Here is a 19,769-nt window from a genome sequence, read left to right on the forward strand (position 1 = left end):
CCCTCCCGGCTGTTTCCGGCCGTCGCCGCCCGGCCGGCCCTGCTCTCGATTCAGTGAACTCCCGTCACAGCTGCCCCGCTTGGCTTTATGGTGTAAACGGTCGAGCGTTCTGAACGCGTTCAGAAAGTGCCTCGGAGGGGGCGCGACGGGGAGGGACTCGCACATGCACAAGGGGGCAAAGTCCGCCGTGGTGGCCACGGTGTTCACCGTGATGGTGGGCGGCGCGGGATACGGCGCCTACAACTTCGTGTCCGCGCTGAACGAGAGCGCGGGAGGCGGGGTGTCGTCGAAGGCGGGTGAGGCGACCCCCGTGAAGACCGGCCCGCCGAGCAGAGCCGAGGTGAAGGAGACCACCGCCGCCTTCTTCGCGGCCTGGGAGAAGGGGGACGCGGCGAAGGCGGCGGGATTCACGAACAACGACACCAAGGCCGAGCCGCTGCTGACGGCGTACAGCCAGGACGCGCACATCACGGGGGTGCGGATCACGCCGGGGACGGCGAGCGGCGCCACAGTCCCCTTCACGGTGAAGGCGACGGTGTCGTACGACGGGAAGTCCGAGCCGCTCGACTACAGCAGCAAACTGACGGTGGTGCGCGGGATCACCACCGGGCGGGCGCTGGTCGACTGGCAGCCCTCGGTCGTGCACCCGCAGCTGACGGGCATGGACGACACCCTGGTCACCGGCGAGTCGGCGAAGCCGCCGATCGAGGCCGTGGACCGGGACGGAAAGGTCCTGACGAAGGAGAAGTACCCCTCCCTCGGGCCGATCCTGGACGAGCTGCGCGAGAAGTACGGCGAGCAGGCGGGCGGCACGCCTGGCGTGGAGCTGAGCATCCGGCACGCCGACGGCAACAGCGCCGACACCACGCTGCTGACCCTCGCCAAGGGCAAGGCGGGCCGGCTGCCGACGACGCTCAGCGCGAGCGCGCAGGCGGCGGCCGAACGGGCGGTCCAGAAGTACGCCGAGTCGTCCGTGGTGGCCGTGCAGCCGAGCACGGGCGAGGTGCTGGCCGTCGCCAACCACCGCAACGACGGCTTCAACGCGGCCTTCCTGGGCCGGCTGGCCCCCGGCTCCACCATGAAGATCATCAGCGCGGCGACCCTCATCGACAACGGGATCACGACCGCGAACGGCCCCGCGCCCTGCCCTGACAACGCTGTCTGGCAGAGCCAGACCTTCCACAACCTCACGGGCATGGCGCCGGACGAGCACGCCAGCCTCTCCGACAGCTTCTCGCGCTCCTGCAACACCGCGTTCGTGAAGTACGCGGACGAGGTCAAGGTCGACTCCCTGACCCAGGAGGCCCAGAACCGGTTCGGGCTCGGCCGGGACGACTGGAAGACCGGCATCCCGTCCTTCGACGGCTCCGTCCCGGCCTCCGGCGGCCCGGACACCGCCGCGAACCTGATCGGCCAGGGCCAGGTCCAGATGAGCCCGCTGAACATGGCCTCGGTGACGGCGACCGCGATGACGGGCGCCTTCCACCAGCCGGTGATCGTGCCCCGCAGCCTCGACGACCGCGAACTCGCCACCGCGCGGGGACTGCCGGCCGGCACGGTCCAGCAGCTGCGGTCCATGATGAACCGCACGGCCACCAGCGGCACCGCGGCCCGCGCGATGTCCGGTCTGAGCGGCCGCATCGGCGCGAAGACCGGCTCCGCCGAGGTCGACGGCCAGGCGAAGTCGAACAGCTGGTTCACCGGGTACCGCAACGACGTCGCGGCGGCGGCCATGACCCAGGAGGGCGGCCACGGCGGCGACGCGGCGGGCCCGATCGTGGCGGCGGTGCTGGGCGCGGCCGGCTGAGGCGGCCGACTGCGGCGGCCCGCACGGGGCCGGGCCCGCACCGGCCGGTACGCAGCCCCACGGCCGGTGCGGCAGCCCCGTGACCGGGTGCGCGGCCGTTCGTACGGGTGGCTCACGTCACCCGCACAGGACGGGACTCTAGGCTGTTCGCGTCGTTGGGTGTGTGAGGGCAATGCGAACGGCGGGGCGAGGGGCCCTGGGAAACGCGGAGGGCAGGGCTGTGGGCAAGCGAAGAAGGGTCGCCGAGCCACGGCGGCGCACGAGACCTGCGGTGGTCGGGGGGATCATCGCCGTCGTGGTGGGAGGCGCCGGACTCGGGGTGTACGCGCTGTACGGCGGGGCCTCGGCCGAGGACGCGTCGACGGCCTCGTCCGACAAGCCGAAGGTCAAGACCGGCCCGCTGTCGGCGACCGAGGTCACCACCACGGCCACGCGGTTCCTGACGGCCTGGCAGAAGGGCAGCCCCACCCTGGCCGCGTCCGCCACGGACGACTCCGCGGCCGCCACCGCCCTGCTGACCGGCTACACCAAGGACGCCCATGTCACCGGCGTCACCCTCACCGCGGGCACCCGCGTCGGCGACAAGGTGCCGTTCTCGGTGAAGGGCACGGTGACGTACAAGGGCGTCAGCAAGCCGCTCGCGTACGACAGCGCGCTCACCGTCGTGCGCCGGACGTCGGACGGCAAGCCGCTGGTCGGCTGGCACGCCTCCGTCGTCCATCCCGACCTCCAGGACGGCGACACGCTCGTCACCGACGACTCCGACACCCCGCCGGTGACGGCCCTGGACCGGAACGGCGGAGAGATCACCACCGCCAAGTACCCGTCGCTGGGCCCGGTGCTGGACGGACTGCGCGAGAAGTACGGCAAGATCGCGGGCGGCAAGGCGGGCATCGAACTTCGGGTGGTGCGCGGGAAGGTCTCGAAGGCCGACAAGGCCTCCGACAAGACCCTGCTGGAGCTGAGCAAGGGCACCCCGGGCACGGTGAGGACCACGCTGAGCCCGACCCTCCAGGCGGCGGCCGAACAGCAGGTCGCCAAGCAGCAACGGGCGTCGGTGGTCCTCATGCGCCCGTCCACGGGCGAGATCCTCGCGGTCGCCAACACCAGCCACACCTTCAACACGGCGTTCCAGGGCTCCCTCGCACCCGGCTCCACGATGAAGATCATCACCTCCTCGCTGCTGATCGAGAAGGACCTCGCGTCGGCGGACAAGAAGCACCCCTGCCCCAAGACCTTCAGCTACGGCGGCTGGAAGTTCCACAACGACGACGACTTCGAGATCAAGGACGGCACGTTCAAGGCGAGCTTCGCGCGCTCCTGCAACACGGCCTTCATCAGCCAGGCCGGCAAGCTCTCGGACTCCGACCTGACCAAGCAGGCGCAGCAGGTCTTCGGGCTGTCGATGAACAACTGGGCGATCGGTGTGCCCACCTACGACGGCGAGGTGCCGCCGCAGAGCAAGGCGCAGAAGGCGGCGGAGCTGATCGGCCAGGGCGGGGTGCGGATGAACCCGCTGAACATGGCGTCCGTGGCCGCGACGGTCAAGTCGGGCACCTTCCGCCAGCCCTATCTGGTCTCCCCGAAGACGGACGGCCGCACGCTGGCCACCGCCACGCGCACCCTGTCCGGCGAGACGCTGGCGCAGCTGCGCGAGCTGATGCAGTACACGGCCGCCTACGGCACCGCCGCGCAGGCGATGTCGGGACTCGGCCCGGACTACGGCGCCAAGACGGGCTCGGCGGAGGTGGACAACCAGGAGAAGCCGAACGGCTGGTTCACGGCGTACCGCGGGGACCTCGCGGCGGCCGGTGTCGTCCAGGCGGGCGGCCACGGCGGTGACACGGCGGGCCCGATCGTGGCGGCCCTGCTGCGCATGGGCGGCTGAACCGACCGGACCCCGGCCCCGGCCCGCGGGTGACCGGGCTCCGGCCCGCGGGTGACCGGGCTCCGGCCCGCAGGCGGCCGGGCCCCAGGCCGTCCTCAGTTCGACAGGGGCATGGGCACGGCCGTGTAGGTGCGGCGCAGGAAGCGGATCAGCGTCTTCGTGTCGAACTGGACCACCGACACCCCCTGCGCCGAGTGGAACTCGACGACGGTCTGGACCCGGCCGCACGGCCACACCCGTACGTCCCCCGAACCCGCCGGGGCGCGCATCCCCTGCTCCAGCAGGGACCGGGAGAACGTCCACTCGGGCCGGCCGGGGAGGGCGATGCGCACGGCCCCGGGATCGTCGTCCGGGTCGTAGCGCAGGCGCACGGGAGCGGCCTCGGGCTCCGCCCGGTCGTTCTCGTCGGTGACGATGTGGGCTCGCGCGAACTGTTCGACTACAGACATCGACGACCCCTCACGATGCGTGACCAACACGGAATCTAAGACTCCGCTTCCTCTCCAATGTCGCATATTTCACAGAATGCGCCCCTCGGGGTGAGCATCCCGTTCAAGCGATGCACGATGCACGAGCATCTCGCTCTTGCAACTCGTTCGCATTAAGCCACTATCATCGAACGGTGCATGTGCCTGACGGATTCATCAACGCCCCCACGTCCGCCGTGACCGGAGTCGTCGCCGCGGGAGCCGTCGCCGTGAGCCTGCGCGGCGCCCGCCGCGAGCTCGACGAGCGCACGGCCCCGCTGGCCGGACTCGTGGCCGCGTTCATCTTCGCCGTGCAGATGCTGAACTTCCCGGTCGCGGCCGGGACCAGCGGACATCTGCTGGGCGGCGCGCTCGCCGCGATTCTCGTCGGCCCCTTCACCGGGGTCCTGTGCGTGTCCGTGGTCCTGCTGATGCAGGGCATCCTCTTCGCCGACGGCGGCCTGACCGCGCTCGGCGTCAACATCACCGACATGGCGATCGTGACGACGGTGGTCGCCTACGCCGTCTTCCGCGGCCTGCTGCGGGTGCTGCCGCGCAAGCGGCGGTCGGTGACGGTCGCCTCCTTCGTCGCCGCCCTGCTCTCCGTCCCGGCCGCCGCCGTGGCGTTCACGCTGATCTACGCGGTCGGCGGCACCACGGACGTCTCCCTCGGCAAGGTCGCCACCGCCATGGTCGGCGTGCATGTGCTGATCGGCATCGGCGAGGCCGTGATCACCGCACTGACCGTCGGTGCCGTGATCGCCGTACGCCCGGACCTCGTCCACGGCGCGCGCGGTCTCGGACAGCGGCTGAAGCTGCGGGTGAACGGCGACCTGGTCGACGTCCCCGGCGCCGCGCCCGCCCCGGTGGCCGCCCGCACCTCCCGGCGCACACTGTGGATCAGCGGTCTGGTCGCCTCCCTGGCGCTGGCCGGCTTCGTCAGCTTCTACGCCTCCGCCTCCCCCGACGGCCTGGAGAAGGTCGCCCACGACCAGGGCATCGACCGCAAGGCCGAGCGGCACGCGTCCGACGGCTCCCCGCTGGCCGGCTACGGCGTCAAGGACGTCGGCAACGCGCGCCTGTCCGGCGGTCTCGCGGGCGTGATCGGAGTCGGCGTCACCGTCGTCGCGGGCAGCGCGGTGTTCTGGACGGTGCGCAGACGCCGTACCACCGACGTGTCGCCCGCGTCCGCGTCCGTGTCCGCGGGCGCCTGAGGTGGGGGCGGGACACGCGCACCGGCTCTACCGGCACGGCCACTCCGCCGTGCACGGGCTGCCGCCGCACACCAAGCTGGCCGCCGCGTTCGCCTTCGTGGTGGTCGTGGTGTCGACCCCGCGGGAGGCGATGTGGGCGTTCGGCCTGTACGCCGTCCTGCTGGCCCTGGTCGCGTACGCGGCGCGCGTGCCGGCCGGGTTCCTGCTGAAGCGGCTGCTGATCGAGGTGCCGTTCGTCGCGTTCGCCGTGCTCATGCCGTTCGTGGCGGAGGGCGAGCGGGTGGACGTGCTGGGCCTGTCGCTGAGCGTCTCCGGCCTGTGGGGCGCCTGGAACGTGCTCGCCAAGGGCACCCTCGGCGTCGCCGCCTCCGTCCTGCTGGCCTCCACCACCGAACTGCGCGAACTCCTGCTCGGCCTGCAACGCCTGAAGCTCCCGCCGCTGCTGGTGCAGATCGCCTCCTTCATGATCCGGTACGGCGACGTCATCACCGACGAGATGCGGCGGATGCGCATCGCCCGGGAGTCGCGGGGCTTCGAGGCCAAGGGCGTACGGCACTGGGGGGTGCTCGCGAAGTCCGCGGGCGCGCTGTTCATCCGCTCCTACGAACGCGGCGAGCGGGTGCACCTGGCCATGGTCAGCCGGGGCTACGCCGGCGCGATGCCGGTCATCGACGAGGTGACCGCCTCCCGGGCGCAGTGGTCGTACGCCCTCACCCTCCCCTTCGCCGCCCTCGTCGTATGTCTGCTGGGATGGACGCTGTGACACCTTCACTGGACGTGGCCGGACTGGCCTTCGCCTACCCCGACGGCCACCAGGCCCTGTTCGGCGTGGACTTCAGCATCGCGCGCGGCGAACGGGTCGCGCTGCTCGGGCCGAACGGCGCGGGCAAGACGACCCTCGTGCTGCACCTCAACGGCATCCTGACCGGCGGCGCGGGCACGGTGACGGTCGCGGGACTGCCGGTCGGCAGGAAGCACATGGCCGAGATCCGCCGCCGGGTGGGCATCGTCTTCCAGGACCCCGACGACCAGCTCTTCATGCCGACCGTCCGGGAGGACGTGGCCTTCGGTCCCGCGGCGGCGGGTCTGAAGGGGCCGGAACTGGAGCGGCGGGTGGACCGCGCGCTGGAGCAGGTCGGCATGGCGGGGTTCAAGGACCGCCCGCCGCACCACCTCTCCTTCGGGCAGCGCCGCCGGGTGGCCGTGGCGACCGTGCTGGCGATGGAGCCGGAGATCCTGGTCCTGGACGAGCCCTCGTCGAACCTGGACCCCGCCTCCCGGCGCGAACTCGCCGACATCCTGCGGTCGTTGGACGTGACCGTGCTGATGGTCACGCACGACCTGCCGTACGCGCTGGAGCTGTGCCCGCGGGCGCTGATCCTGAGCGAGGGCGTGATCGCGGCCGACGGGCGCACGGGCGAACTGCTCTCGGACGACGCACTGATGCGCTCCCACCGCCTGGAACTCCCCTTCGGCTTCGACCCCCGCTCGGTGACAATGGGCGCGTGACGCACCCAGAGGACGCCGACACCGGGCCGGACGCCGAGCCGCTGCTGCTGGACGATCAGTTGTGCTTCGCGCTGTACGCGGCCCAGCGCGCGGTGACGGCCGCCTACCGTCCGCTGCTCGACGAACTCGGCCTCACCTATCCGCAGTACCTGGTGCTGCTGGTGCTCTGGGAGCGGGGCGAGATCACCGTCAAGGAGCTGACCGAGGCGCTGCGGCTCGACTACGGCACGGTCTCGCCGCTGCTGAAGCGGCTGGAGTCGGCGGGTCTGGTGCGCCGGGAGCGCTCGGCGCGCGACGAACGCTCGGTGCTCGTCGCCGTCACCGGGCGCGGGGAGGCGCTCAGGGAGCGTGCGGCACGGCTGCCCGGCGCGCTGCTCACGGCGACGGGGCTCGACACGGCGGCGGTGCTGAGGCTGCGCGAGGAGCTGTGGGAGCTGACCGGACGGGCCCTCGGCGCGGCCGAACGCCTGCGCTGAACCGTCACCCACGGGTATTACCCACGGTTACTCCCCCCATCCCCCACCTCTTCCATACCGGCCGGTACCTTGTGCACGATGTACCTGTAACTTCCGTGCCATCTGCCGTTTGCGCAACGCCCTGGGGGAGGTCCCGCCGTGATCGAAGGCACCGCTGTCGACACCCGCCCGACAAAGATCATGTATGTCGCCGAGGCCACCGCGCACGGCGGCCGCAACGGCTATGTCACCAGCCAGGACGGCCAGATCGACCTGAAGGTCGCGATGCCCCCGGCGCTGGGCGGCGACGGCGACGGCACCAATCCGGAGCAGCTGTTCGCGGCCGGCTACAGCTCCTGCTTCCACAACGCGCTGATCCTCGTCGGCAACCGCGCGGGCTACGACCTGGCCGGCTCCACCGTCGCCGCGAAGGTCGGCATCGGCCCCAACAAGACCCACGGCTACGGCCTCGCGGTCGCCCTGAGCGTGTCCCTGCCGGTCCTGGACGCGGAGATCGCCGCGAAGCTCGTGGACGCGGCCCACCAGGTCTGCCCCTACTCCAACGCCACCCGCGGCAACATCGACGTGACGATCGTCCTGGGCTGAGCCGCGCCGTCGGCCGCCCGGCCGGGGCCACCCCGTGGAATCGAAGGCCGGACGGGTGTGTTGCACTGACTGTCGTAAGTCAGTGCAGGGAAGGGACTCCGGACGTGGACGTGCACGGCACAGTGGCCGAGGGCTTCGAGCCGGTCGGGGAAGCGTTCGTACGGAACTTCGAGGCGCTCGGGGACCGGGGCGCGGCGGTGGCCGTCTACCGGGACGGTCACCGGGTCGTCGACCTGTGGGGCGGCACCCGGGACGTCGACGGCACGGCGCCCTGGGAGCGTGACACCGCCCAGATAGTGCGCTCGGCCACCAAGGGCGTGGCCGCCGCGGCGCTCCTGCTGCTGCACCAGCGCGGCGAGCTGGACCTCGATGCCCCGGTCGGCGCCTACTGGCCCGAGTACAAGGCGGCGGGCAAGGAACGGACCCGCGTCGCGGACCTGCTGGCGCACCGCGCGGGCGTGCCGGTGCTGGACCGGCCGCTGAGCCCCGCCGAGGCGGCCGATCCCGACCTCGGGGCGGCGGCGGTCGCCGCGCAGACGCCGGTCTGGGAGCCGGGCACGGCGCACGGCTACCACGCGCAGACCTACAGCTGGCTGACCGGCGAACTGGTCCGGCGGGTCACGGGTGTGCCGGTCGGCGCGTGGATCGAGGCCGAGATCGCCGAACCGGCCGGAGCCGACTTCCGGCTCGGGCTCGCCCCGGCGCAGGCCCACCGGGTGGGCCGGGTCGGGCAGATCGAGCCCCCGGCGGGCGCGGGCTCCCTGCGGGTCCGGCCCACGCGGGCCGTCGCCGACGCCTACGCCGACCCCGAGTCCCTGACCCGCCGCGCCTTCGCCGCGATCACGCCGCTGCCGGACGAGAACGACCCGGCGTACCGGGCGGCGGCCCTGCCCGCCTCCAACGGCATCGCGACGGCCGACGGACTGGCCCGCTTCTACGCCTCCCTGATCGGCGAAGTCGACGGCGGGACACGGCTGTTCACCCCGCAGACGATGGAGCTGGCCCGGGGCGAGCGGTCCGCGGGCGCCGACCGGGTCCTGGTCGTCGGCACCCGCTTCGGCCTGGGCTACATGCTGCACGGCGCGGCCTCGCCGCTGCTGTCCCCCACCTCCTTCGGCCACCCCGGCCGCGGCGGCGCGCTCGGCTTCGCCGACCCCGAGTCGGGACTCGCCTTCGGCTATGTGACCAACGGCTTCAGGACTAGCGTGACGGCCGATCCCCGGGCGCAGGCCCTGGTACGGGCGGTGCGCGAGGCACTGCCGCGCTGAACGGCGACGCCCGCGGACGCGGCCGGGCCGCGCAACCCGGCCGCACGACCCGCCCGCGGACAGGCCCTAGACGTGGATCGCGTGCGAGATCCGCCCGGACTCGGCGTCGATCTCCCCGTGCGCCTTGCTCAGCAGTTGCATGGCCATCTCGTTCAGCGCACGGGCGGCCGCCACCTCCTCCCCGACTCTCGGCTGGTTGGAGTCGGAGTGGTGACGGCTGGCGTGACCGTGCCCGCGTACCTCGGTGCCGTCGGGCAGGCGCACCATCGCGACCGCGCGCGTGTGCTCGTCGTCCTCCAGGAACTCCATCTCGACATGCCATCCCACTGCGGTGTGCATCATGACGATCACCTCCACAAACACTTGCTTCCAGGGTGCCCCTCCCCGCGCACCACCGCACCCACGGAGCCCCACGGATCCCCGCTTCCACAGCGGAGACTCCCGCCCGGGACCGACTACCCGGCGTGCAGCATCAGCCCGATGCCCACCACCAGCAGCCCGGCCGCCGCGATCCGCGGCACGCCGAAACGCTCCTTGAAGAACAGCGCACCGATCCCCGCGCCGACGATGATCGACGACTCGCGCAACGCCGCGACCGGTGCCAGGTCGGCCTTCGTCTGCGCCCACAGCACCAGCGCGTACGCCGCCACGGACAGGGCCGCGCCGAGCAGTCCGACCGCGGCGAAGGGGCGCAGCAGGGACGGGAGTTCGCCGCGGCGCCGGATGAGGGCGTACAGCGGGAGGACACCGCCCTGGACGGCCATCAGCCACGCGATGTAGCCCAGGGGCGAGCCCGAGGCCCGTACCCCCAGCCCGTCGACGACCGTGTACCCGGCGATGGTCAGACCGGTCGCCAGCGCGGCGCCGATCGCCGCCCAGGCGGGTCGGCGCCCGCGCAGCCCCCACAGCGCGACCCCGGTGAGTCCCGCGCAGGACACGACGATGCCCGCGGCCGCCCAGCCGTCCGGCACCTCGTGCGCGAAGACCGCGGCGAGCACGGTGACCACGAGCGGCGCGCTGCCCCGGGCGATCGGGTAGGCCTGCCCGAAGTCGCCCAGCCGGAACGACGTCATCAGCAGCGCGTAGTACGCGATGTGGATGGCGGCGGACGCCAGGAGGTAGGGCCAGGCCCGCGCCTGCGGGAACGCCGTGAACGGCGCCGCCGTCAGACCGATGAGCAGTCCGCCGCCCGCGATCAGCGTGAACCCGACGAGCTTGTCGGTGATCCGGTGCGCGATCGCGTTCCAGGAGGCGTGCGTGACCGCGGCCAGCAGGACGGCCGCGGTGACGAGCGGAGTCACTCAGCGGGCTCGCGCACGTCCACGAGGGTGGCGCCGGTGTGGGCGATCAGGGTCTTCGGCTCCATCGGGAAGACGCTGTACGGGGTGCCGGCGGCGGCCCAGACCACGTCGTGCGCGAGCAGGGAGCGGTCGGCGAGCACCCGGGTCGCCGTGCGGTGCCCGAAGGGCGGTACGCCTCCGATGGCGTACCCGGTCGTCTCGCGCACCACGTCGGCCCTGGCCCGGGTCACCTTCGCGGCCCCGAGCTCCTTGCGCACGAGCTCCAGGTCCACCCGGGAGGCCCCGTCCATGAGCACCAGCACCGGTACACCGTCCGCCGCGAAGATCAGCGACTTGCAGATCTGGCTCAGCTCGCAGCCGATCGCGGCGGCGGCCTCGCCGGCGGTTCGGGTGGCGTCCGGGAAGCGCCGTACCCGCCCGGGCAGTTCGGCGAGTCCCATCTCGCGCACGGCCTCGGCGAACCGGGGGTGTGCTGCGGAGTCTTCTGCGGCCGTGCCGTCGGTCGTCGTCATGCACGGCACGCTAGCGGTACGTGTACCGGGCAGGCGAACGGGTTCCGCGGCGGGCCGGACCGGTCGAGGGCCGAGCCCCGAACACATGCACGAGGCCGGTGAGGGTGCCCGTTCGCACGGAACCCTCACCGGCCGGTCCTTCGGCGCGGCCGAAGCGTCAGACGTGCGCCGGCTCGCGGTGCGCGTCCGGTTCCGTGTCGCCGGAACCGGTGGCGCGGCTCAGGGCCTCGCCCTCCACGTCCATGTTCGGCAGGGCGCGGTCCAGCCACCTCGGCAGCCACCAGGCCTTGCGGCCGAGCAGCGCGAGCACCGCCGGGACGATGGCCATCCGGACGACGAACGCGTCGAAGAAGACCGCGATCGCCAGGCCGAAGCCGATCATCTTGATCATCGACTCGCTGGAGCCGATGAAGCCGGAGAAGACGGCGATCATGATGACGGCGGCGGCGGTGACCACCCGGGCGCCGTGCCGGAAGCCGGTGACGACGGCCTGGCTCGGCTTCTCCCCGTGCACGTACGCCTCACGCATCCGGGTCACGAGGAACACCTCGTAGTCCATGGCCAGTCCGAAGACCACGCCCACCATGAAGATCGGCATCATCGACATGATCGGTCCGGTCTGTTCGACGCCCAGCAGGCCGGCCAGCCAGCCCCACTGGAAGACCGCGACCACGGCGCCCAGCGCCGCCATCACGCTCAGCAGGAAGCCGAGCGCGGCCTTCAGCGGGACCAGGATCGAACGGAAGACCATGATCAGCAGGAGGAAGGCGAGGCCCACCACCAGCACCAGGTAGGGGATCAGGGCGTCGTTCAGCTTCTGCGAGAAGTCGATGTTCATCGCCGTCGAGCCGGTGACCAGCACCGTCGCGCCGGTCTCGGCCTTGATCCCGGCGCCCGTGTCGCGGATGCCGTGCACCAGGTCCTCGGTGGTGACGGAGGACGGCTTGGAGTCCGGGATCACGGTGATCGTCGCGGTGTCGCCGGCCTTGTTGAACGTCGCCGGGGTCACCGTCACGACGTCGTCGAGCCCCTTGATCTCGTCGCTCACCTTGGCGACGGCCGCCTTCGGGGAGTCGCTCGCGCCGGCGTCGACGACGACCATCAGCGGTCCGTTGAAGCCGGGGCCGAAGCCGTCCGACAGCAGGTCGTAGGCCCGGCGCTGGGTCGTGGACACCGGCTGGGAGCCGTCGTCGCCGAGGCCCAGTTCGAGGGAGCCGGCCGGGACGGCCGCCGCGCCGAGTCCGATCACGCCGAGCAGCAGCACGGCCACCGGCCGCCGTACGACGAAGCTGGCCCAGCGCGCGCCCATGTTGGGCCGGCCCGGACGCTCGGCCGCCTTGCGGGCGGCGCGGGCGCCGCCCAGCAGCCTGCTCTTGGTCCCGGCGGGCTGCACCTTGCGCCCGACGTAGCCGAGCAGTGCGGGGATCAGGGTCAGGGCGATCAGGACCGCGATCGCGACCGTGCCCGCCGCCGCGACACCCATCTTGGTCAGCATCGGGATGTTGACGACCGAGAGGCCGACCAGCGCGATGACCACCGTCAGGCCCGCGAAGACCACCGCGGAGCCCGCCGTGCCGACGGCCCGTCCGGCCGCCTCCTCGCGCTCGCGGCCCTCGGCCAGCTCGGCCCGGTAGCGGGAGACGATGAACAGCGCGTAGTCGATGCCGACCGCGAGGCCGATCATCATGGCGAGGGTGGACGTGGTGGAGCCCAGGTCCAGCGCGTTCGCCAGTGCCGTGATCGTGGACACGCCGATGCCCACGCCGATCAGGGCGGTCAGCAGGGGCAGACCGGCCGCGATCAGCGAACCGAAGGTGATGACCAGGACCACCGCTGCGATCGCGATGCCGATGACCTCCGTGGAACCGGTCTCGGGCGCCGCGGTCAGCGCGTCACCGCCGATCTCGACGGTCAGTCCGGCGTCGCGGGCGTGCTGCGCCGCGTCGTTCAGGGCGTCCTTGGCGGCGTCCTTCAGTTCCATGCCGGAGGCGTCGTACTTCACGGACGCGTAGGCGATCGTGCCGTCCTGGCTGACCGCGTGGGTCTTGAAGGGATCGGCGACGGAGGTGACCTCGGAGCCGGTGGACAGCTCCTCGACGGTCTTGCTGACGGTGGCCTTGTTGCCGGCGTCCGTCACCTTCTCGCCGCCGGGCGCCTTGAAGACGACCCGTGCGGTCGCGCCGTCGGCGCTCATCCCGGGGAAGCGCTGTTCCAGCAGGTCGAAAGCTTTCTGCGCCTCGGTGCCCGGGATGGAGAACGAGGTGCTGCCGGCCGCGGGGGCGTTGGCCGCGCCGACGCCGGCGAGGGTCAGCAGTGCGACCCAGATCAGGGCGACGAAGTGCCGTCGCCGAAAGGCGAACCGGCCGAGTCTGTAGAGGAAAGTGGCCACGAGGGCGAACTCCCGGTCAGTCGTGGGGGTTTTCGGGGCAGGGGTCATCAGCCCGACGACATGAGCGGTCACGTCAGGTGGGGGGCCTGGCTCGGGGATGCGTCAGACGGTGGGAACGCCGAGGGCGGGGAGGACCACGGCGTCGATGTACGAGGTGAGGAATTCCTGCGTCGGTGGATGGTCGTCGATCAGCGCCCGGGTGGCGAACGCTCCGATGAGCATGTGCACCACGTACTCCAGCGCGGGGCAGTCGGCGCGGATCTCACCGCGGTCGATGGCCCGTTGCAGCAGCGAGCGGAACTCGTCCATCTCCGGCTCGACGAGCAGTTCCTTGAACGCCCGCAGCAGGTCCGGGTTGGTGTGCACCGCCATGAACAGGCCCCGCATCAGCGCGGAGTTCCGTTCCATGGTGCAGTCGTCCTCGCGCGAGACGAGCATACGGAAATCGCCTCTGAGGGACCCGGTGTCGATGTCGCCCGCGCGGCCCGGCTTGCCGTGCCGGATCGCCTTGGCGACCAGTTCCGGCTTGCCGCCCCACTGGCGGTAGAGCGTCGCCTTGCTGGACCGGGTGCGGGCGGCCACGGCGTCCATGGTGAGGGCGTCGTAGCCGACTTCCCGGAGCAGGTCGAGCACGGCCTCGTACAGCTCGGCCTCGCGCTCGGGCGTGATCCGACTGCGCCGTGCGGTTGCGACCTCGGTCATGCCACTCACCACTTCCGCTCCGGCGTGCACTTCGAACGACATTCTTCCGTACGACGTCGTTCCGTACGACGTTCCGTACGTCGTCCTCGTACAGGACGAATGTAGCGCAGCCTTCATGCGAAACGAAACCGTTTCGTACGTGTGCTGGGTCACCCTCGGGCGACACGCACCCTTTTTCACGAGTTGCCCGGGGCCATTCGGCGGAAAAGCATGGGGATGTGAGCTATCTGCGTCTGCCCCATCTCCACGAGGACCTGCTGTGCTTCGTCGCCGAGGACGACCTCTGGCTGACCTCGCTCGACGGGCCCGGCCGCGCCTGGCGCCTGACCGTCGACCGCACCAAGGTCGGCCATCCCCGCTTCTCCCCCGACGGCCGCGACATCGCGTACACGACCTGGCGCAGTCTCGTCCCCGAGATCCACCTCGCGCCGGTGGACGGCGGGCCCGGCCGAAGACTCACCTACTGGGGCAGCGCCGACACCCAGGTCTGCGGCTGGACCCCGGACGGCGACATCCTCGCCGTCGCCTCCCACGGCCAGCCCTTCCCCTACTTCACCTGGGCCTACAAGGTGCCCACCGACGGCGACCCCGGCGGCCGCATGCCCTGGGGTCCGGTCTCCGACATCCAGGTCGCCGACCTCGACGGGGACCGCAAGACCCTCCTGCTCACCGGCACCCCGCCGCACGAACCTGCCGTCTGGAAGCGCTACCGCGGCGGGGCCATGGGCCGCCTGTGGCTGCACGGGAAACAACTGGTCCCCGACATCGGCGGCCACCTCCAGTCCCCGATGTTCGCCGACGGACGGATCGCGTTCCTCTCCGACCACGAGGGCATCGGCAACCTGTACTCGTGCGCCTACGACGGCTCCGATCTGCGCCGCCACACCGACCACGACGCCTTCTACGCCCGCAACGCCTCCAGCGACGGCACCCGCGTGGTGTACCAGTGCGCGGGCGACCTGTGGATCGTCGACGACCTGAGTCCGCGCTCCGTACCGCGCAGGCTCGACATCCGGCTGGGCGGACCTCGGGCCGGCCGCCGCCCCTACCAGGTACCGGCCGCCCAGCACGTGGACGGCATCTCCGTGGACGAGACCGGGCGGGCGAGCGCCGTCGTGGTGCGCGGCAGCCTGTACTGGCTGACCCACCGGGACGGCCCCGCCCGCACCATCATCGACACCCCGGGCGTGCGGGTGCGGCTGCCGGAGATGCTCGGCTCCGGCGGACAGGTCGCGTACGTGACGGACGCGGAGGGCGAGGACGCCGTCGAGATCGCCTACCTGCCCCGGGCCACCGGCGACCGCCCGCCCCGCCGGCTGGCCTCCGGGGAACTGGGACGGGTCCTGGAACTGGTCTCCGACCCGGAGGGCGAGCGCATCGCCATCGCCTCGCACGACGGACGACTGCTGCTGATCGACGCCACCGAGGAGTCCAACGAAGAGGTGACCGAGCTGATCCGGTCCGTCAACGGGCCGGTGCGCGACCTCGCCTTCTCCCCCGACGGAGCCTGGCTGACCTGGTCGCACCCGGGCATCGGGCGGTCGCTGCGGCAGATCAAGATGGCCCGGATCGCCCACAACGGCGGGACCGGCCTCGTCGTCGACGTCACCAACGGCCGCTTCGAGGACGAGAACCCGGTGTTCACCCGGGACGGGCGATACCTGGCCTTCCTGTCCTGGCGCGGCTTCGACCCGGTGTACGACGTGCACACCGGCGACCTGTCCTTCCCGCTGGGCTGCCGCCCCTACCTGGTGCCGCTGTCGTCGGCGACCCCCTCCCCGTTCGCCCTGACCCCGGAGGGCCGCCCGGCCGCCGGCGGGCTGGACCCGATGGAGGACGAGGGCGGCGACGGCGCGGTGACCGTGGAGGTCGAGGGGCTGGAGAGCCGGGTGACACCGTTCCCGGTGACCGCCTCCAAGTACTCGGCGCTGTATCCGGTCGCGGGCGGCGGCCTGGTCTGGCTGCGCTGGCCGATCTCGGGCGCGCTGGGCGAGACCTTCGTCAACCCGGACGACACCAGCGGGCGGCCCACGCTGGAGCACTTCAACATCAGCAAGGCGAAGAAGTCCGAACTCGTCGACCACCTGGACTGGTTCGCGGTGAGCGGGGACGGGACCCGGCTGGTCGTGGTCGACGAGGGCGAGCTGCGGGCGGTGCCGTCCGGCGAGGCCGGCGACAACGACAGCACCGTCTGGATCGACCTGCGGCGCATCCTGCACGAGGTCGACCCGGCCGCCGAGTGGCGGCAGGCCTACGACGAGGCCGGCCGACTCATCCGCGCCTACTTCTGGGACCCGGGGATGTGCGGCGTCGACTGGGACGGGGTGCTGGAGCAGTACCGGCCGCTGGTCGAACGGGTCGCCTCCCCCGACGAGTTCGCCGATCTGCTGCGCGAGGTGCTGGGCGAACTGGGCACCTCGCACGCGTACGTCACCCCCTCGCGCCGCAACGAGGGCCCGCCGCACTACCAGCGCCGACAGGGCCTGCTGGGCGCCAACCTGGTGTGCCGGGACGGCGGCTGGATGGTCAAGCGGATCCTGCCCGGCGACTCCTCCGACTCCAAGGCCCGCTCCCCGCTGGCCGGCACCGGCATCCGCGAGGGAGCCGTCCTCACCCATGTGGACGGGCGGCCGGTGGACCCGGTGACCGGCCCGTACCCGCTGCTGGCGGCCGCGGGCGGCACGACGGTGGAGCTCACCTTCGCCCCCGCGGAGGGCAAGGCGGGCCGGTCCCGGCGGGTGGCCGTGGTGCCGCTCACCGACGACCGGCCGCTGCGCTACCAGGACTGGGTGACCAAGCGCCGCGAGGTCGTACGGGAACTGGGCGCCGGACACTGCGGCTATCTGCACATCCCCGACATGGGCGGCTCCGGCTGGGCCCAGTTCAACCGGGACCTGCGCATGGAGGTGTCCCGGCCCGCGCTCATCGTGGACGTACGCGGCAACGCCGGCGGCCACATCAGCGAACTGGTCGTGGAGAAACTCACCCGCCGCATCCTCGGCTGGGACCTGACCCGCGACGCCCAGCCGGTGTCGTACGCCTCGAACGCCCCCAGGGGCCCGGTGGTCGCCCTCGCCGACGAGGCCACGTCCTCCGACGGCGACATGATCACTGCGGCCTTCAAACTGCTGAACCTCGGCCCGGTGGTCGGCCAGCGCACCTGGGGCGGGGTGGTCGGCATGACCGGACGGCACCAACTGGGCGACGGCACGGTGATCACGGTGCCGATGAACGCGGCCTGGTTCGACGCCTACGGCTGGTCCATCGAGAACCACGGCGTGCTGCCCGACCTGGAGGTGCTGCGCACCCCGCTGGACTGGGCGGAGGGACGGCACGCCCAACTGGACGACGCCGTACAACTCGCCCTGGACCTGCTGGAGACGAACCCGCCGGCGACCCCGCCGGACCGCAGCCGGGTACCGGACCGGTCCCGGCCGAAGCTTCCGCCGCGCGGCTGAGCCCGCGCCCCTCGGCCGCGGCCCCTTGCCCGTGCGCCCGGCCCTGAGACCGGCCGGGCGCACGGGCAAGGGGCCGTGGTCGTCGAGGACTTGAGGATGTGAGGAAGGGGTGCCCCTCGTCAGGGGCACCCCTTGCTCATGGTTCAGCGCGGTTCAGCGCGGAAGCCGCTTCAGGCGTCGTAGTCCTGGTTGAGGCGGTCCTCCTGCTCACGGCGGCTGCGCTCCGTGTCGTGCTGCGGCTCACGGCCCCGCTGCGTCTGCTGTTGGGCGCGCTGCTTGGCCTCGTCGGCCTTCTGCTTGCCCTTCTGCTGCATCTGCTGAGCCTGGTCCTGGAACTTGTCCTTCATACCCATGTGGGTTCACTCCCGTGTTGGGGGGGGGAAGGCCCTTGATCGGGCCTCGACCAGATTCACACGGCCGGACACGCTGCGCATGTCGATCAGTCACGGTGCGTAGCGCGAGCCTGTTCGTCGGCCGCTCCACCCGCTCCCACCAGGCCTGATCGCATCCCCTGCAACCTGGGCGCGAACCGCCGCATCTCCCGCTGCCCGACGCTCCCGATGAGCCCCGGCAGATATCCGCGCACCCCCTGCATCCCGCGCAGCCACCACTGCCCGTACACATGGGCGGCCCGCCGCTCGATCCCGGCCACCAGCCGGTCCACCGCGGGACCCAGCGGGTAGGTCTTGTTCGACGGCCACGGCAGCCGCTGCCGCAGCTCCCGCATCACCTCGTCCTGGTCGGCCCCGCGCACCATGTCCGTGTCGGTCCAGGACAGATACCCCACCCCGACCCGGACGCCCTGGTGGCCGACCTCGGCGCGCAGACTGTGCGCGTACGCCTCCACACCCGACTTGGACGCGCAGTACGCGGTCATCATCGGGGCGGGCGTGATGGCGGCCAGGGAGGCGATCTGGAGCAGATAGCCACGGCTGGCCACCAGTGCCGGGAGGAAGGCGCGGGCGGTCACCGCCGAGCCGATCAGGTTGACCTCGATCACCCGCCGCCAGGCCACTGGGTCGGAGTCGGCGAACGGTCCGCCGGTGGCGACCCCGGCGTTGGCGACCACGATGTCGACCTTCCCGAACCGCTCCACGACCTCCCGCGCGACCTGGGCCATGGCCTCGCCGTCGGTCACGTCGGCGCACCAGTGCGCGCTCTCGCCGTGCAGCCGCTCCGAGACCTGCTTGAGGGCGTCCGGCTCCAGCCCCACCAGCGCCACCTTGGCGCCGCGCGCGGACAGCTTGCGCGCGAGCTGCTCCCCCACGCCGCGCGCGGCTCCCGTGACGACCGCGACCTGCCCTTCGAGACCGACCCTGCTCATGCGCCCTCCTTGACCTGTACGTACGTGGTGACGAGTGCCCGGATCCGCCCGCTGACCAGCTCGGGCGCCTCGACGGGCGTCATGTGGCCGAGGCCGGGGAGTTCGGTGAGGCCGACGCAGTGCGGCAGCGCGGCGGCCAGCGAGCGGGCGTGCACCGGCGGGGTCAGCCGGTCGGCGGTGCCCACGACCACCTCCGTCGGCGCCGTCAACTCCGTTACCCCGTGGTCGAGATCGAGCAGGTGGAGCACCTGCGACCAGGCGTGCCTGACCTGACGCGGGCACGCGTGCACGATCCGCGCGCAGGCGTCGACCATGTGCGGCGCCGAACCGGCGCCCATCGTGGCGTACTTGAGGATCCGCCGGGCGACCGGCGTGACCGGTCCGAGCGGTGCCCTCGACCCGAGGATGTGCCGGGTCAGCCAGGTCCGCAGCGCGCCGGCCCGGATCGGTACGACGGTCGACTCGGCGACCAGCCGCGAACTGCCCGTGCTGCACAGCAGGACGGCCGCCGCGTGCGCGCGGAACACCGGGCGGGCCGCGGCGGCCAGGACCGTCATGCCGCCCATGGAGTGCCCGACGACCACCGCCTTCTCGCCGGGCGCGAGGGTCGCCCCCAGGACGGCTTCCAGGTCGTCGGCGAGCGCGTCCGTACCGCAGTCCCGGCTCGCCGGACTGCGTCCGTGACCGCGCTGGTCGTAGGCGATCACCCGGTGGTCGACGGCCAGGTCGCGGATCTGGGCCGCCCAGAACGCCGTGGAGCAGGTCCAGCCGTGGGCGAGGACGACGGGCGGGGCGCCCTCGGGGCCGTGCACCTCGACATGGAGTTCGGCGCCGTCGGCGGAGACGGCGGTCAGCTCGCGGGCGGGGAC

Annotated in this window: 18 protein-coding genes; 9 read left to right on the top strand and 9 right to left on the bottom strand. The window is 72.0% G+C overall.

Annotation, left to right across the window (positions count from 1 at the left end):
• Window positions 1-163: 163 nt before the first annotated feature.
• Window positions 164-1,807: a penicillin-binding transpeptidase domain-containing protein gene (locus FNH09_RS32800; protein ID WP_152893539.1), complete on the top strand. Its 1,644-nt coding sequence runs from the start codon at window positions 164-166 to the stop codon at window positions 1,805-1,807.
• A 220-nt stretch (window positions 1,808-2,027) separates the two neighbouring features.
• A complete protein-coding gene (locus FNH09_RS32805; RefSeq protein ID WP_162469434.1) occupies window positions 2,028-3,695 on the top strand; it encodes a penicillin-binding transpeptidase domain-containing protein in 1,668 nt (555 codons plus the stop codon).
• Between the two features lie 95 nt (window positions 3,696-3,790).
• Here the strand turns inward: FNH09_RS32805 and FNH09_RS32810 are convergent, their stop codons facing one another.
• Window positions 3,791-4,144 (bottom strand): SsgA family sporulation/cell division regulator, encoded by a 354-nt coding sequence (locus FNH09_RS32810; protein ID WP_152893540.1) that lies wholly within the window; start codon window positions 4,142-4,144, stop codon window positions 3,791-3,793.
• A 173-nt stretch (window positions 4,145-4,317) separates the two neighbouring features.
• On the opposite strand from FNH09_RS32810, the gene FNH09_RS32815 reads away from it, so the two are divergent.
• The 6 genes from FNH09_RS32815 to FNH09_RS32840 all read left to right on the top strand — a co-directional run bounded on the left by FNH09_RS32815 (window position 4,318) and on the right by FNH09_RS32840 (window position 9,214).
• Window positions 4,318-5,376: an energy-coupling factor ABC transporter permease gene (locus tag FNH09_RS32815; RefSeq protein WP_162469435.1), complete on the top strand. Its 1,059-nt coding sequence runs from the start codon at window positions 4,318-4,320 to the stop codon at window positions 5,374-5,376.
• A gap of 1 nt (window position 5,377) precedes the next feature.
• Complete coding sequence (cbiQ, locus tag FNH09_RS32820; RefSeq protein ID WP_162469436.1) at window positions 5,378-6,139, top strand: cobalt ECF transporter T component CbiQ; 762 nt, start codon at window positions 5,378-5,380, stop codon at window positions 6,137-6,139.
• Window positions 6,127-6,885, top strand: coding sequence for an energy-coupling factor ABC transporter ATP-binding protein (locus FNH09_RS32825; RefSeq protein WP_152893542.1), 759 nt, complete (start codon window positions 6,127-6,129; stop codon window positions 6,883-6,885). Before cbiQ ends, FNH09_RS32825 begins: the two co-directional genes overlap by 13 nt.
• Window positions 6,882-7,361, top strand: a complete 480-nt coding sequence (locus tag FNH09_RS32830; protein WP_162469437.1) for a transcriptional regulator, SarA/Rot family — start codon at window positions 6,882-6,884, stop codon at window positions 7,359-7,361. Before FNH09_RS32825 ends, FNH09_RS32830 begins: the two co-directional genes overlap by 4 nt.
• A gap of 138 nt (window positions 7,362-7,499) precedes the next feature.
• Window positions 7,500-7,946 carry an Ohr family peroxiredoxin gene (locus FNH09_RS32835; RefSeq protein WP_162469438.1) on the top strand — a complete coding sequence of 149 codons (447 nt, stop codon included), beginning with the start codon at window positions 7,500-7,502 and terminating at the stop codon, window positions 7,944-7,946.
• 104 nt (window positions 7,947-8,050) lie between these two features.
• Window positions 8,051-9,214 (top strand): serine hydrolase, encoded by a 1,164-nt coding sequence (locus FNH09_RS32840; protein WP_162469439.1) that lies wholly within the window; start codon window positions 8,051-8,053, stop codon window positions 9,212-9,214.
• Between the two features lie 66 nt (window positions 9,215-9,280).
• Here the strand turns inward: FNH09_RS32840 and FNH09_RS32845 are convergent, their stop codons facing one another.
• The 5 genes from FNH09_RS32845 to FNH09_RS32865 all read right to left on the bottom strand — a co-directional run bounded on the left by FNH09_RS32845 (window position 9,281) and on the right by FNH09_RS32865 (window position 14,118).
• Window positions 9,281-9,556, bottom strand: coding sequence for a DUF1876 domain-containing protein (locus FNH09_RS32845; RefSeq protein ID WP_152893543.1), 276 nt, complete (start codon window positions 9,554-9,556; stop codon window positions 9,281-9,283).
• Window positions 9,557-9,669: 113 nt separating this feature from the next.
• Complete coding sequence (locus tag FNH09_RS32850; RefSeq protein WP_162469440.1) at window positions 9,670-10,515, bottom strand: EamA family transporter; 846 nt, start codon at window positions 10,513-10,515, stop codon at window positions 9,670-9,672.
• Window positions 10,512-11,027, bottom strand: coding sequence for a YbaK/EbsC family protein (locus FNH09_RS32855; RefSeq protein ID WP_152893544.1), 516 nt, complete (start codon window positions 11,025-11,027; stop codon window positions 10,512-10,514). Before FNH09_RS32855 ends, FNH09_RS32850 begins: the two co-directional genes overlap by 4 nt.
• Before the next feature lie 157 nt (window positions 11,028-11,184).
• On the bottom strand, window positions 11,185-13,416 hold the full coding sequence (locus tag FNH09_RS32860) for an MMPL family transporter (protein ID WP_162469442.1): 2,232 nt from the start codon (window positions 13,414-13,416) through the stop codon (window positions 11,185-11,187).
• A 102-nt stretch (window positions 13,417-13,518) separates the two neighbouring features.
• On the bottom strand, window positions 13,519-14,118 hold the full coding sequence (locus tag FNH09_RS32865) for a TetR/AcrR family transcriptional regulator (protein WP_152893546.1): 600 nt from the start codon (window positions 14,116-14,118) through the stop codon (window positions 13,519-13,521).
• Between the two features lie 218 nt (window positions 14,119-14,336).
• Between FNH09_RS32865 and FNH09_RS32870 the strand changes: the two genes are divergently transcribed.
• Entirely contained in the window at window positions 14,337-17,576 is a 3,240-nt protein-coding gene (locus FNH09_RS32870; protein ID WP_162469441.1) for a S41 family peptidase, read from the top strand.
• 170 nt (window positions 17,577-17,746) lie between these two features.
• On the opposite strand, the gene FNH09_RS32875 is transcribed toward FNH09_RS32870, so the two are convergent.
• From FNH09_RS32875 to FNH09_RS32885, 3 genes are all read right to left on the bottom strand, one after another.
• A complete protein-coding gene (locus tag FNH09_RS32875) occupies window positions 17,747-17,929 on the bottom strand; it encodes a hypothetical protein (RefSeq protein WP_152893547.1) in 183 nt (60 codons plus the stop codon).
• A gap of 86 nt (window positions 17,930-18,015) precedes the next feature.
• Window positions 18,016-18,900 (bottom strand): SDR family oxidoreductase, encoded by an 885-nt coding sequence (locus FNH09_RS32880; RefSeq protein WP_152893548.1) that lies wholly within the window; start codon window positions 18,898-18,900, stop codon window positions 18,016-18,018.
• On the bottom strand, window positions 18,897-19,769 hold an 873-nt coding region (locus tag FNH09_RS32885), incomplete at its 5' end, for an alpha/beta fold hydrolase (RefSeq protein ID WP_152893549.1). The genes FNH09_RS32885 and FNH09_RS32880, both read right to left, overlap by 4 nt.

This window comes from Streptomyces adustus (assembly GCF_009377175.1).
GTDB lineage: Bacteria > Actinomycetota > Actinomycetes > Streptomycetales > Streptomycetaceae > Streptomyces > Streptomyces adustus.